The organism is Kurthia gibsonii, from assembly GCF_006539985.1.
Lineage (GTDB): Bacteria > Bacillota > Bacilli > Bacillales_A > Planococcaceae > Kurthia > Kurthia gibsonii.
Window position 1 is genome coordinate 1 of the sequence record NZ_BJOB01000052.1, and the last position, 14,739, is coordinate 14,739.

Sequence of the window (14,739 nt, forward strand, 5' to 3'; positions counted from 1 at the left end):
ATACATTTACCCTGTAACTCCTTCTTTAAACGACGAAAAAATTATAGAAATATAAAAGAAATTTTAGAAAGTGCCTTTTTTAGCATCTAATACTTCTTGTCGACGACGTTGTTTCAACTCAGAAACAATTATATTCTCTAACTGTGTACTTTCCACCATCTCAATGCCATATTGATAACCTTCTGGATGAAGCCTCTCCCACCTAATCGCTCCTTGCGATTCAATCGTTTGTTTATATAAACAAAAAGATAGCAAGAGTGGATATTCTTTCTCTTCATCTGTTAGCTGTTTTGTCACTAACAAGTTCATACCACTCGGACTAATATCTAATATTTTACCCGTACGTGTTAAGGCTACTTGCTGGTCCACATTACAACTATATTGAACATCAACAGGCTTAATTAAAATATGCCTGAAAGATTCAGAACGCTTATATTCCATTTTTACTACCTTCCTATCTTTTTAATATTATTTTAATTATACCAAATATAAAATACTTTTATACCACATAGATTATATATAATACGACCATTGTTATAGGATAAACGATGTTTTTGTCGATTTTTTGAATAATTCCTGTTTTTTTAATAAATGAAACACTTTTGTAGCCTATAAAAAAACACCCCATACTTCAACATATGAGGTGTTTTAAAAATTACACTTATTTTTTTAGATTATCCAAATATTCCTGTACTTTATAAACAGTCATAAAGTATTTATAGCGTTGTACAGCTACTTTATCTGCTAATGACAGTGGGCGAATGACCTGTCCTTCAATATTGAAATCTCGGTTAATGAAGTTATATGCCTCATTCGCTTTAACCATTTTATCTCGAATTGCTGTGTATTTCTCTTGCGGCACAGTGTGTGGTGGTGGTGTTTGATTAATGTCATCATGTAGTTCTTGTGTTTCTTGAATCGTTTTTTCAAAATCTACAATCACTTTAATCGCTTCTGGAATTGTATCGACTTTGCCATCAATTGATGTTGCCATATCGTATTTTTTATATGTTGTATACAATTTCGTTTGTGTAAAGAACTGTTTTTGTAAATCTGTTAATACATTATACGATTTCATCGCTACAATAATATTTTTAACAAATGTTTTGTCGCCTTTCTTCACCTTTAAGAAGTTCGCATCTGCTGCTTCTGCTTTTTTAATATCTTCTTCAATTAGCAATAAATAACGCTTCTCATTTTCAGGGTTTGGGTTTGGGTTTGGATCTGAACCAAATGCCGCATCTTGCTCTAAAATATTTTTCGGATCTTTCGACAGCTTTTTATACGCAGCAATCGCTGTTTTAATTGCTTCTTTTTCCGTTACTGTATATTTTGCTGGAGCTGCTTTTGGATAGGTTACTTTATCGAGTTGTTTTTTAATTGTGATAAGTCCTTCATACAATTTATATTTGGTCACAATTGGTTTATCAACAAATGTCAATCCAATAACTTTTTTACTGCTATCTGTATATTGCTGTGGTACAGATAAAAAATCATAAAATTCAGCTGCTTTAACTACATCTGCATATGTCGAATCTGCATTTAAAGCTGTTACTAAACGTGTGAATTCATCTGCTGTCGCTTTTGCATTATCTTCTTTCTTTCTAAAGCTCAATGAATCACCATATTTCGCATGTAAATCAACTAGTATTTGACCATATACTGAGTAATTATTTTGAGCATTCGTTGTTAACTTTGCATACTCTTTGTATAATTTTAGAGCTTCTACTTCATATGAGTCGCCTTGTGTATCTAATTTTTCATACTTTTTATCAACCGCATGTGCAGCGCGAATATCTTTTTCATCCGTCAATAGACGATTGAAGAAAGTCGGGTCTGCAATCGAATTGCGTACAATTTTTTTAGAACCTGCTGGTAATTTTGTATAGGCTGTTAAAAACAAGTCCATATTTTCAATATTACTCATTGTTTTAGCTGTTGGAGCTGTTGGATTAATTTGCTGATACTGACTATATAAGTCTTTCGACAACATGTAATCTTTGTATTGTTTTAATAATGATGCACTCACGATACTTAAAGCAGTTGAATCCAGTTTATTATATGCTAAGCGCATCGGTTCTAAGCCCGTTACATTGCCTGTATTTGGATCATATGCTTTTACTGCTGCTTCGAATGCATCTGCATTTGCTACAGGAACTTCAAAAGTTAATTTTAATTGTTCTAATTCTGGGCGATACAAGAAATAACCACGTACGCCTAAAGATTCTTTTTCAAAATCACGTACTAATTTTATCGCATCGCGTGCATTGTTTTTACCGCTATTATTTAATGCTTTATAGCGCTCTTCATACTTCATCGCATCTAATAAATTCTGAACCTGTGTAGCATTCAGCCAGTCAATCGGGTTATAAATAACTTCATCTGGTGCAAACTCACTTGGAAATCCAAGTTCCGGTTTATAACCAATAATTTGTTTGTCATTATCATAAATAGGAATGTTATTCCCCTTCGGATCTTCTGCTAAGCCTTTATAACTTGTATAGTTCGGTGAGTTATTTAAAATCGACATTTGAATGGGATTGAATTCTTTAAAATAAAGTAAGGCTTTACGCATATTTAAAACGTCTTTTAAATTATCTGCCGTTTGACTAAATGCATAGAACCATGCATCATATTTTACCCAGTTACCGTTAATACGCTGATATTCATATAAATTTTGAGCCACATCTTGAAGGAATAATAATTGAATATATTCATCATATTTCTTCATAATTGCTGGATCAACAAATTGGACAAATTCAGGCGCGACTTTTTTATTTTGATCATAAATCGCCTTTAACTGGTGTACATTAATAATTTTACTTGTTCGATTAATTGATTGTACACTTTCCTCAAATACAATAGCTGCTTTGATGGCTTTATCGTATTTTGCAGGAACCGCAGTAATAATCCCTTTGTTAATGACATAGTTTTTCACATCATCTGTAGCTTTCATGTACTCCTTGTACACATTGTATAACTTATTCGGGTATTTTGTATCATTCACATTTAATAATTTATACATGCCATCAATCTTCTTAGCTTCTTGAATTTGTTTTTCATCATCCATTAAACGCAACTTATTCTGCAATTTATCTTCAATTTGCAATACATATTGACCGAATTTATCTAGTTTATTAAATGCCTTTTTAGCAGTTAAAATATTTTCTCGTTGTAATTCAGTGGTTGGTGTTGCTTTTAAATTAAATAGTTGATTATACACATCAACAATCGGTGTCAATTTTTTATATTTTTTTAATACATCACTTTCTACTAAATTATTATATTTAGCATAGGGCTTAATTTCGTTTTCATAAATGTTTATAGCCTCTTTAATATTGAAAATTGTTGTTTTATTTACTATATCGTCTGAATACACTTCTTTATATACAATATTAATCTTTTCTTCGAATAAATCCACTTGATCTTGTGGTTTTTTTAATGTAGTTTCTAAGTTTGAAATTTTTGCGCCGTTTAAAATATATTTTTTAGCTGCTTCACTGGCATCTAAATAATTATTTAAAACGGATTTCGCATCTTTTGTATAAGATTTTTTCGATGGCTTCAAATCCAAATATTTTTTATCAATAGCCATTGCCTCTTTAATATATTTTTCGTCTGCTAAATAATCGTCTACATTATAACCCAGACCGTCCACAATTAATTTTTTCGGTGCATCCAATTTACTATACAATTTTGTTGCAGCTAAAATATTATTCAATTTCGCTGTTGTATAGCTTGGTTTTGATTTTGCCATCAATGTATCAATTTCTAAGATTGATTTTGCCAACGTATAATCTTTCGCTACTTTTGCATCAATCATTTTCAGACCTGAAGGCTTATCTTTTTCAACTGTTTGATATAACTTTACTAAATTTTGAATATCTGCTTTTGTCGCATATTTTCCAGCATCTGTTTCAAATTTTTCCACATGATCTAACTGTGTCTTATACGTGATTGGTGCAGCACTTAACTGATTTGAAACAGATACATAGCGCAGACTCGGATCCTTTTCTTTTACAGCCTTTTGATACAAGTCAGACTGTTTCATAATGGCTGCTAAATCATTTTTCGCAATACCATCATTGAAAGCTTTTGTCATCGCCTGACCCTTTTTAATCGCTGCGCTATCATTCGCATATTTTTTTTGAGTAGTGCCTACTGCCTCGTCTACTGCCTCATCCACAATCGATTTTTGGTCTGTACCTAGTTTCGCATAATTTTTAATGGTCGTATCAATTCCGATGATTTGTTTCTCAGATAGCACATTCGTCGAATCATAAAGTGGCGCCTCTTTGAAACCTTCAAAAACTGATGGAATTGTTTCATATTTTTTGTACTCAGCAAGTACTTTTTTATCAACAATGTCAATTGGTTTCCCTTTTAGCTTGTTACCCTCATAAGTTGTTGATGTTATATTTTTATAAAAATCGACAGCTTTTTTAACTAATTCAAGACGTTCGGTCCCAACTGAAGGTGTTTTACCTGGTAAGTTATTAACTGCGTCTTCAAAATCCTGTTTTAACTTTACTTCTATTTTAATCTCTTCATCTAATTTATTCAGTTTGTCATGTTGCTTTGTGAAATCTGAAACTTTCTTCATGACACCATTAACCGTCACTGAGTTATTTTGTTCTGTTTTATACTTCTCATGCAAATCGTATGCTTGTTTTAAATAAGATTTATTCGTTGGATCTAATTTTGCATATGTAGCATCATAATTAGAAGCCTGTTGTACAATCGATTGAATACTTAAAAGATAATCAATCATCGACTGTGAACCGCCTAAAATTAATTTCTGATTCGCAGACAATTGATTATAGGCTTTTAAGAAAGCTAAAACATCTTGCGTTTTAGACGCATCAATTTTTGAAAAATCATCGCCAAGCGCTAATTTATTCAGCTTACGCATACTCACGTTAGCAGAATTTAAATTATTGTAATATGTAATCTTCTTCTTAACGGAAGCAGGTACATATTCCTTTGCTGCTTTTTTTAATTTATTGTATTGGACAGAAACTTTTGCGGCTTGTGTTTTATAGTTTTTAGAAGATAGTTTAGCTGTTTGTTTTTTTAGCGAATTCACTTGATTCACCATTGGTTGAACAGCTTTCATATGCTTTTGAAGTGTTTTATAGTTGGAAACTTTTTTGCGTTCTGTTTTAGATAACTTTTTATAAGCTGTTTGAGCAGCTAATGTGTTTTTAACATAATTTGATTTTTTTGAGTTGAGTGCTTTAATTTTTGAGATGACAGCTTTTGTTTTTTTCGATACGGTCACTTTTTTCTTGGCACTTACATCCATTGGTTGTGCTGCTGCAAGCCATGTCGGTACTGTCAGCATGGAAGCTAAACCAAATGCGATTAATTGCTTTTTCATGAAGGACCCTCCCTATAATAATTTTGTTAAACTAAGTTGTTCATACTATATAATTATTGAATCAATCTATAATTTTTATATCGTCCGTAGGAATACATTATTGAGGAAAAAAGATTTTTGTAACTTTTGTAATAAAATGAAAAACTATCGCATGAAGAATTTCAATATAAAAAAGAGAGAGATTTTATCATCTCTCCCTCTCATTTTATTCTCTCTTATCAAAATATGTGCCATCTAAATTTTGAAGATGACTATATGGATTAACATAGCGCGTTTCTGACTTCATAGAAACTTGAAGTTGTTGCATGTCTTCGCGAATACGTCCTTTATAGTTATGAAGACGTTCGATAATTCTATGATTTAAATCACGCAAATATACTTCTTGCTCGTGTCCACGCAACGGATGTTCACTTACTGCTTGTAATTTTTCGATGGTTTGTCCACGGGCATCTAGTAATTTATTAATTAATTCAATCTGTTCATTGCGTTTTTCATCTTTATCTTCTTCAACAAATTCAAGCGTTTGATACAACTTTTCAGATAAAAGAAGAAGTTGTTGAACTAAGTCCATTATACAGAATCCCCAGATGCAAATTGTTGTTTGCGATTAATTTGAATCACTTGTTTCCACGTATCACGAAACTCTGTTACAAGCCCCTCTACTTCTTCAACAATCGCTACATCCATCTTCATATTGGCTTCAGATAAACGAGCATACATATATTCATAAAGAGCCATCATATTTTTTGACACTTCTAAGTCCATATTTAATGTCGTCATCAATTCTGCAATGATTGCTTGTGATTTTTGAATGTACATATTTTTTTGTTCATAATTTTTCTTTTCAATTGCTTTTTTACTCTGTGTCAAAAACTTTAAACATCCATTATAAAGCATCAATGTCAGTTCACCTGGTGATGCAGTTGTTACACTATTTTGTTTATATGCATTGTATGCGTTTTGTACGGGCACACTAAACAACTCCTCTTTATTAGTTCCTTAATACGTATAATTTATTGTGTAAAAATAGATGATTGTGTATTAGCTTTTTGAATTGCTGACTCCATCGCCGCAAACTGCTTCCAATAGCGTTCTTCAATTGTTTTCAGACGATCTTTCCAATCATCGATTTTTGTATTAACGTCTTTTAAGTTTCTTCCTAGCGTATAAGTCTCTTCTGTCGAAGAAGCTTTCCCAGCTGTTTTCTCGATATTTTTCACTGCATTTTGCGCAGTTGTACGAAGTGATGAGGCAATACCTTTATTATCTGTAGAATCATCACCTGTAAATATGCGTGATAACGCTTCAGGATCTTTTTCAATAGCTTTACGTAATTTATCTTCATCAATTTCTAATTTCCCGTTGTCTGACCATGTTTTAGACGTTGTAATACCAATTTTAGACAACATATTATCTGTACCACTACCAAAGTTTGTTAGTGTACTTCGCATATCGGAAAGAGCCTTATTAATATTAGTATCACCTTTTAATAATCCTGCCTTTGCCTTCTCTTCCCATTTTTTAATTTCGTCTTCTTTTAGCTCAGCTTTTTGAGCATCAGTTAATGGCTGATAAGAAAGATTTTTCTTTTCTGAAACACGTTTATTTAAGTCTTCGATTAGACTGTTATACATATTAACAAATTCTTTTACTTTATCTACTGCTTTATCTGTATCGTTTGTAGAGGAAATTTTAATTGGTGTACCCGTTTTTAAATCTTCATTTGCTGTAATAGTATAACCTGCTATATTAAATACATTGGACGATTGCTTATATTCTACACCATTTACTGTCATGGAAGCGTTACTACCATTACTAGCTAAATCATTTGCAGATTGCCCTGTTAATTTTTCAAATAACGGAGATGGTGACACTAAACTAATCTCAGCACCATTTGCATTATGCCCAGTATTATTTGCTGAAATACTGAACTGCCCATTATTAAATATGGCTGTAACACCTGCACCAGAGCTATTCATTTTAGACATAAGTGAATCAATCGTGTCACTGTTTTTATACTGTATAGTAGTTTCTTTCATTGTACCGTCCGCTTGAATTACATTTAAAGTGAACTCACCAGACTCTGAATCACTACCACCTAATAAATCTTGAATGGTATTTTTACCTGTTAAAGTACCACTACCACCGCTTGTTACATAAGTAGCACTCGTTGTTGTTTTAAATGTCGGTGAAAACGACTTGTCTAAAACGGCATTGTCACTTGTCACTTGTAAAGTTTCGCTACTATTTGGACTCGTCACTGTTAACTTTCCATTTGTTAACGATGCATTATACCCTTCTTCTTTAATTTTTTTCATTAAATCTGACATTGTCGCATCTGGATTTGAAGCAAACTCGCTTAGATCAATCTCTTTTGAACCTATTGTTAATTTACCACTTGTCAAATTTAAATCTGATAGCTTTGAATCTGTTTTAGCAATTTCTCCAGCGCTATCTTTTATTGTAGTGGATTGTTGGGATGCTGTATTAAATTGAAAGCCTAGTTTGGTAAAAGCTTCTTTTGTTGTCTCGCTCATCTCTGTTGTGTTATTTTGTTCTGTTACTTTTAATTGACCATTCGTTAAAGTCATTTTAAAACCTTCACTTTCGAACCGGTCCATCAACGATTTAACAGAACCGTCTCCACCAGCGAAAGTTTCTAATGCTGTTTTGTCACTTAACCCTTGTATATCACTAATTTTAGTCGTTTCACTAATTCTTTGTGTACTAAGCGCTTGTGAGTCAAATCTTTTTTGTGCTGCTTTTGCTACTGTAATTTCGCTAACAGAAAGGTTACCAGAGGCATTTGCTCCTGCTTTAACATCAATTGCATTATTCGCTGATACATTTGCTGTTTTTGAATTCCAGCTACTTTTTAAACCATACTTATCAAATAAATCTTTTTGAAATTTATCAAGTGATGTATTAACTTCACGATACGCATCGCGTTTCCATTCATATTTTTGCTTTTGTTGCTGAAGTTTCTCCATTTGAGCACTTTCAGCTTTCATTAATTTTTCCATTAACGAATCAATATCCATACCTGATGCAAGACCTGTTACTTTATTTTTATACTGTAAATATGAGTACGACGATGTTGATGCATTTGAATTATTAATATTATTTACCATAAAGCTATTCACTCTCCTTATTTATATAGTTATATAAGTTAAGATGTTCATAATAGTAATCCATCTAAATTGAGCGATCGACAATATTCCCTAACATTTTCTGCATTTCGTAATACGCATTCAACAGCTCTTTAGGTGGAATCTCTTTAATTACTTCTTCTGTCTTAGCATCGACCACTTCAACATAATATTTACCTAAACCTTCATGAAAAATAAATTTCGAGTTTTTCTGTGCGTGTTCCATAAATTCATTCAACTTATTTACCGCAATTTGAAAAGCCTCTTTTGTTGGTTGTCCTTGTTCATCTGTCATTTCAGAAATAACTGGATTTGACACTACATTACTTGACGTAACGTTTGAAACAGGATTTTCTTGATTCTTTTGTGTATACAAAGTGCTTTCTACTATTTTATCAGATGAGATTTTCATGCTCCGCTTCTCCTTTATACAAAAATTTATTACACATGGTATCGGTAATATTTTAGAAATTTAAAGAATTGCTAACTTAATTCATTCTATTTCAAATACGTTCTTCCATTAAAAAATGACAAATCTTAAAATCAATAGGTTCATCAATGTCATATGAATTCTCTTTCTTCATAACAAAAGGTACAGTATCTTTATTCAGAAAATTTTGTTCTTGTAAAAATTCTTCCACTCTTGCAATATACAGTGCACCATTTAAAATATAGCTCTTAGGTAACTCTTGTCTTGTTAGTGAATCATCATCTAATATTGCATGTAAATGATTTTTTTCTATACGATACATCCATTGAGGTGCTTCAGAAGCCTCTGTCACAGACACACAAAAAGTACTTTCACTTTCAAACACCTGCTCTAAGCAGGTATCAATATCTTCGACTGTTCTTAAAGGTGACGTTGGTTGTAATAAAACGACATAGTCATATCCTTTACACTCATCAAGCGCGTGTAAAACTGGGGCAATCCCTGAAGTACCATCTTGTGCTAATTCACTTGGACGTTTAAAGGGAACTTCACATCCATATGTTTTAGCTACCTCTATAATTTCATCATTATCAGATGATAATATTAGACGTGTAATATACTTAGACTTCTTAGCTTCTTCAATTGTCCAAGCAATTAGTGGTTTACCAGCTAACTCCTTAATATTTTTTTTAGGTATTCCTTTAGAGCCACCTCTTGCAGGTATAATTGCCAATACAGATGGTTTATTCATCGCTACTCACTCTTTCATAATCTTTGTTTGCTTGTTCATAATCTGCTAATTGACCAATATCCATCCAATATTCGTGAATAGGAAATACAGAAGCATTTAATCCTTGTTGAATTAATTGATTAAATAATTCTGGCATATCATAAAAAGTATCATATGGAATATGCATTAAAGCTTGAGGATCTAACATATAAATCCCTGCATTCACATACTCTCTTTTTAAAGGCTTTTCTTGAATTGATATTAATTTATGTTCAGATGTATCAATAACGCCAAAAGGAATTTGATATTCATATTCTCTTACACACATCGTACCAATCGAATTTGTTTCAGAATGGAATTCTAGAAGTTTCGAAAAATCCACCTGTGTTAGTAAATCTCCATTCATTACAAAAAAAGGCTCATCTAATTTCTCTTTAATAAGTGATAATGCCCCAGCAGTTCCAAGTCGTTTATTTTCTTCGATATATTCAATATGAACACCGAAAGCTTTACCATCCTGAAAATAACTTTGAATAATTTCTTTTTTATAATTCACACATAACACAAAATTTATAAAGCCATTATTTTTAAAACCCTCTATAATAATTTGTAAAATCGGTTTATTACCAATTTTCAACATTGGTTTAGGAAAATGATTTGTAAGTGGGCGAAGTCTAGAGCCTAAACCGCCAACCATTAAAACAACTTTATTAGAAAAAATATTTTTTTCAATTTTGTCTACTTGTACGATTTCAACAATTTCATTATCTTCATTTAATATAGGTAAATATTGTATTTTATATTTTTTTAATACTTCTTGATATACAACCTCTGTTTGATGCTCATTCCCTACAATTGGGTTTCGATTCATTACATCATGGATAGGTACTTGTAGACTATTTTCTCTTAATAAAGCTCTTCGAATATCTCCATCTGTGACCGTACCGACTAACTCTTGTTGATTGTTTATAATGAAGGCAATTTTATGATAGGATTTTTCAATCATTTTCATTGTTTCAATTAACTTGGTATCGTCAGAAATTATTGTAAATTTTGATTTTGTCATTTAATCACCTTTTTTAATCATACTAATATGCCATTCAATCACTTTATTCTCTAAATTATCTACTGTTCGAATCCCTTGTTCTAACTCATTCAGATTGAAATAATCTCCATATAATTGATATACATCGTCTTTACTAGCAAATCTTGCTTGACCTGTTCCAACTAATACACCTTCTGTCGGAATGTACGTATTATTCTCAATTTTTTCTCCCGTACCATAGCCTGATGAATTAATTGCAAAATGACGTGAATAAAATTTACCATCATCTTTTAATACTCTTGCTACTTCTTGAATAATATTTTTAGATTTTTTCCAATCATTGCTATAAATAGCTTGAATATCAATGACTGCATCAAAAAAGTTTGATTCAAAAGGTAATTTTTCTATATCACCTTGTACAGCATGCAAATTGTGAATATCTAAATTTGCATCTTTTTGAATTCTAGATTTCATTAATTCAATTCCTGTAGACGATCCTTCTACAGCATATACTGTAAAACCTTCATTTAATAAATACCATACATTGGCTTCTGTACCTGATCCAATCTCTAAAATTTTGATTTCTTTTCTATTAGGTACAGCATAAAAATTACGTGCTATAAAGCGAATTAAATCTTCTGAAGGATATTTTCCCCATGCCTTACTTTTAAATAACTCTTCCCATACATTATTGATACTCATCATTTTCTCCTATCTGTAAAAAAGAATAGTTTTCGGATTGCTATATAATGCTTTCAACGCCTCATATTCTTCCTTAAAATGAATTTGATAACCTATATAAAAAGGCATTACTCGTTTTGAAAAACCTTTTTTGAAAAACAACAAACTATTCGTCGGCTCTGTTGAATTTCCCCCACCTAAATAGAGTAATTTAGCTCCGTTTTGTTGAGCATATCTGATAAATTCATAGATAATTAAGTGTGTTGCACTTGTATATCTTCCTTCCTCTGTAGCCGCTGAAAGATGATACTCTGTAATTTCTGATTCTAAAAAAAAGATAGAACTAGCTATTACTTCTTCATTTTCATTTATAGCGCTCACCAATATAGTCTTTTCATTTTTTAATAGTGATTCATAATAATCCGTTGAAAAAAAATAATGTTGCGATGTATTTTTTTCACTCATTAAAGAATTATATATTTTTATAAATTCTTGAATATATTTTCTTTCTTTTGAAATAACTATTTTTACTTTTTCCTTTATAGCCTTTTTAATTGCTGTGCGAATACGCGTACTAAAATGACGAATAATATCTTCTTTCACTAAGTCAATTATAACTGTTTCACGATTAAAAATTCTTTCTCCGTAATAGGTATTATGATTTTCTAAAACTGGATGAAACTTTGTAAATTCAACCATCACTTTGGCATCTTTACACCATTTTAAAAATGTTTGCGTAGATTGTTCACGAAAATCTTCGTTCCCTAATATAATTGGTCCCCCATAATTAGAAGGTGATTCAATATCATAAAAGACTGTATTTGGAATACGTCCTTTATAAAAAGCATAATAAAAAACAGATTCATTTTCTTTTATTAGAAAGAAACAAAGTTCCACATTTTCTTTATTTTTAATATCTTCAATTAAAAATAAAGGATGATAGCAAAATGATTTTTTTTCTTTTGGTAATCGTTCATATGCATGAATTGCTTCATCAATTGTTACAATCATGAATTTGTATCTCCTCGTCAAACACAAAATCTTTTGTTGCTTTTATTTTTTGAATATCCCAATAATACATAGGCGATAACCCTGTTCCTGGGCGTTTCATATCCAAATTATCATCATTAAAGTATGTTCCTACTTTAATATCTTTAGCTGCTACTAAACTCTTTCTAGCAATGGAACGATTTTTTATTTCTGTTAAATCTGGAACCTTAACCGACTTTCCTAAAGCTACTTCGATTTCTTTTACATTTTTAATCAATTCTATTAATTCTTTTGGTTCAATTGAAGCACGATGGTCTGGCCCCACTGCGTTTTTATCATATGTGATATGCTTTTCAATAACTGTAGCTCCTAATGTTACAGCTGCTAAGGATACATGGTTTCCTTCTGTATGATCTGAATAGCCCACTTCTAAACCAAATGTTTGTTTTAAAGAAGGAATGACATGTAAATTAACCGAATCATAAGGTGCCGGATATTCAGTAGTACAATGTAAAAGTGTGACATATTGTTTTAAAATTTCTTGTCCCTCGTTAGAAATATATGCTTGTTCAAATGATTCTATACAAGGTTTTTTGTTCGCATCATTTAATAAACCAAAAGCAATAACTCCTAACGCTAATTGAATATCAGCTACAGTTGCCATACCTGTTGATAAAATAATTTGCACTTTATGTTTAGCGATTTCATATAGAAGAGGACCATTCGTAATTTCACCCGACGGAATCTTAATTGTTTTTAAAGATAAATCTTCTATTAAAAATTGAGCGCTTGGAATATCAAAAGGTGTAGATAAAAAATCAATTTTTTTCTGATCACAGTATTCTTTTAATATAATAAACTCTTCATAAGTCAATTCTAATTTTTTTTCCATTTCATACTGCGTCTCTTTATTCCCAGTATTTGTAATTTGATATTCTGCTTTTGGCGCATTTCTTTTCATTACTTTTTCTGTTTTCCATGTTTGAAACTTTACTGCATTTGCTTCTGCATTTTTAGCAATATCTACTAGATTTTTAGCCAGTTGTAAATCACCATTATGATTTACTCCTGCTTCTGCGATAATATATGTCGACATTTATATTCTCCTTACTATTTCATCTAAACTTTCGATTAAATAATATATGTGTACCTGACTCAATCTTTGGTCAATTGGTAATGTAATCATTGATTTACTTAAATTATAATCTTTTTCAAATTCTGTTTTATTTATTCTATTTGTTTGTTCACTTAAATCCCAATGCACTGGACAAAAAATCTCTTTATTTCGTAACTCTTTTAGTATAATATCTCTTTTTTGTTGATTCACTCGAATTGGAAATCCTAAAGGAACTTCGCAGTTTTCTAAACGTTGAAATAGTGGCTCAACACAGCTTCTTAAAAAATGATTTTGATTAATATTGTGTAACAGCAAATACCAATTTTCACGTCTTCTTTCGGAAGTTTGTTGAATGTTTTCTTGATTCATTAAAAACTTTGAAAAGGCTGACATTTCTTTTGGAATGATTTTTTGGTGATCCATGTTATATTCAGACTTTTTAAGTAAATTTAAATAAAGATTTGTCAAACTTTCTTCGTTTCTTAATATCTTTCCGTATGTTTGTTCTTTCAAAAAAGTTGAATTGATTTGAGCTAATGAACTGTTCAAATATAGTGGTTTTTTAGAAATTAGAAGTGCACCATCTGCTTGTGCTAAAAATTTTCTGAAACTATAAATTTTATAGTCGGATAAATGATGTGCAAAAATACTAAATGCAGATTGGACACAGTCCTCAATCACATAAAAAGAACGCTTCTTTTTAGCATATTTTATACTTTCACTAATTCTATTCTCCATCCCAAAATAATTGATATAAAAAAAAACACTATTTTCTTCAATAAATGACAAATCAATTTGATGATTTAATTTAGCTTCTTGACTATAGAATTCAATCTGAAAGTCTAACTCATCAAAGGCTTTTAATATAGAATGACAAGCATAAAAAGGCAAATAAGCTTTTCTTTTCACACCTTTTTTAATTAAATCTATTATAGCTAAATAAATGGCACTTCTTCCCAAGTCCGTCCAGACATAGTAATCATTATTCGAAAGTAACATACTATTCAAGGATGGTTGATATAACGTATCCATTGTGATTTCAAAATCGCCACCTATTCGCATCATTTCACATCCTTATTGATCAAAAAATTTTTTAATAACTAAATCCTTAAACTCTAAATTCTCTAGTACATGTATAATATCGGTTGAAGTATTCATACCATTATATTTTAAATCAATTTCTCTTGAACTATCCTGTTTATAAAGAACCGCTTGTT

General features: G+C 31.2%; 12 protein-coding genes. All 12 read right to left on the reverse strand.

Features of this window, described 5'->3' with window-relative positions:
* Positions 1 to 63: 63 nt before the first annotated feature.
* Complete coding sequence (locus KGI01_RS11925) at positions 64 to 441, reverse strand: PilZ domain-containing protein (RefSeq protein ID WP_141274858.1); 378 nt, start codon at positions 439 to 441, stop codon at positions 64 to 66.
* Between the two features lie 220 nt (positions 442 to 661).
* On the reverse strand, positions 662 to 5,380 hold the full coding sequence (locus tag KGI01_RS11930) for a hypothetical protein (RefSeq protein ID WP_141274859.1): 4,719 nt from the start codon (positions 5,378 to 5,380) through the stop codon (positions 662 to 664).
* A 205-nt stretch (positions 5,381 to 5,585) separates the two neighbouring features.
* Complete coding sequence (locus tag KGI01_RS11935) at positions 5,586 to 5,951, reverse strand: flagellar protein FliT (RefSeq protein WP_141274860.1); 366 nt, start codon at positions 5,949 to 5,951, stop codon at positions 5,586 to 5,588.
* Positions 5,951 to 6,352 carry a flagellar export chaperone FliS gene (gene fliS / locus KGI01_RS11940; RefSeq protein WP_141274861.1) on the reverse strand — a complete coding sequence of 134 codons (402 nt, stop codon included), beginning with the start codon at positions 6,350 to 6,352 and terminating at the stop codon, positions 5,951 to 5,953. Before fliS ends, KGI01_RS11935 begins: the two co-directional genes overlap by 1 nt.
* 41 nt (positions 6,353 to 6,393) lie before the next feature.
* Complete coding sequence (gene fliD / locus KGI01_RS11945; protein WP_141274862.1) at positions 6,394 to 8,511, reverse strand: flagellar filament capping protein FliD; 2,118 nt, start codon at positions 8,509 to 8,511, stop codon at positions 6,394 to 6,396.
* A gap of 64 nt (positions 8,512 to 8,575) precedes the next feature.
* Entirely contained in the window at positions 8,576 to 8,941 is a 366-nt protein-coding gene (locus KGI01_RS11950; protein ID WP_141274863.1) for a flagellar protein FlaG, read from the reverse strand.
* A 91-nt stretch (positions 8,942 to 9,032) separates the two neighbouring features.
* Complete coding sequence (locus KGI01_RS11955; RefSeq protein WP_141274864.1) at positions 9,033 to 9,710, reverse strand: acylneuraminate cytidylyltransferase family protein; 678 nt, start codon at positions 9,708 to 9,710, stop codon at positions 9,033 to 9,035.
* Positions 9,703 to 10,755, reverse strand: a complete 1,053-nt coding sequence (locus tag KGI01_RS11960; RefSeq protein WP_141274865.1) for a nucleotidyltransferase family protein — start codon at positions 10,753 to 10,755, stop codon at positions 9,703 to 9,705. The genes KGI01_RS11955 and KGI01_RS11960 overlap by 8 nt, the downstream gene beginning before the upstream one ends.
* Positions 10,756 to 11,436 carry a class I SAM-dependent methyltransferase gene (locus KGI01_RS11965; RefSeq protein WP_170214789.1) on the reverse strand — a complete coding sequence of 227 codons (681 nt, stop codon included), beginning with the start codon at positions 11,434 to 11,436 and terminating at the stop codon, positions 10,756 to 10,758. It lies immediately after the preceding gene.
* A 9-nt stretch (positions 11,437 to 11,445) separates the two neighbouring features.
* Positions 11,446 to 12,426 carry a GNAT family N-acetyltransferase gene (locus KGI01_RS11970; protein ID WP_141274867.1) on the reverse strand — a complete coding sequence of 327 codons (981 nt, stop codon included), beginning with the start codon at positions 12,424 to 12,426 and terminating at the stop codon, positions 11,446 to 11,448.
* Positions 12,410 to 13,501, reverse strand: coding sequence for an N-acetylneuraminate synthase (gene neuB, locus KGI01_RS11975; protein WP_141274868.1), 1,092 nt, complete (start codon positions 13,499 to 13,501; stop codon positions 12,410 to 12,412). The genes KGI01_RS11970 and neuB overlap by 17 nt, the downstream gene beginning before the upstream one ends.
* Positions 13,502 to 14,584 (reverse strand): DegT/DnrJ/EryC1/StrS family aminotransferase, encoded by a 1,083-nt coding sequence (locus tag KGI01_RS11980; RefSeq protein WP_170214790.1) that lies wholly within the window; start codon positions 14,582 to 14,584, stop codon positions 13,502 to 13,504.
* Positions 14,585 to 14,739: the final 155 nt, after the last annotated feature.

Excerpts from the sequence above, each read along its gene's own strand:
- KGI01_RS11925 (WP_141274858.1), bottom strand. The coding sequence starts at position 441 with ATGGAATATAAGCGTTCTGAATCTTTCAGGCATATTTTAATTAAGCCT.
- KGI01_RS11930 (WP_141274859.1), bottom strand. The coding sequence starts at position 5,380 with ATGAAAAAGCAATTAATCGCATTTGGTTTAGCTTCCATGCTGACAGTA.
- KGI01_RS11935 (WP_141274860.1), bottom strand. The coding sequence starts at position 5,951 with ATGGACTTAGTTCAACAACTTCTTCTTTTATCTGAAAAGTTGTATCAA.
- fliD (WP_141274862.1), bottom strand. The coding sequence starts at position 8,511 with ATGGTAAATAATATTAATAATTCAAATGCATCAACATCGTCGTACTCA.
- KGI01_RS11950 (WP_141274863.1), bottom strand. The coding sequence starts at position 8,941 with ATGAAAATCTCATCTGATAAAATAGTAGAAAGCACTTTGTATACACAA.
- KGI01_RS11955 (WP_141274864.1), bottom strand. The coding sequence starts at position 9,710 with ATGAATAAACCATCTGTATTGGCAATTATACCTGCAAGAGGTGGCTCT.
- KGI01_RS11960 (WP_141274865.1), bottom strand. The coding sequence starts at position 10,755 with ATGACAAAATCAAAATTTACAATAATTTCTGACGATACCAAGTTAATT.
- KGI01_RS11965 (WP_170214789.1), bottom strand. The coding sequence starts at position 11,436 with ATGAGTATCAATAATGTATGGGAAGAGTTATTTAAAAGTAAGGCATGG.
- KGI01_RS11970 (WP_141274867.1), bottom strand. The coding sequence starts at position 12,426 with ATGATTGTAACAATTGATGAAGCAATTCATGCATATGAACGATTACCA.
- neuB (WP_141274868.1), bottom strand. The coding sequence starts at position 13,501 with ATGTCGACATATATTATCGCAGAAGCAGGAGTAAATCATAATGGTGAT.
- KGI01_RS11980 (WP_170214790.1), bottom strand. The coding sequence starts at position 14,584 with ATGCGAATAGGTGGCGATTTTGAAATCACAATGGATACGTTATATCAA.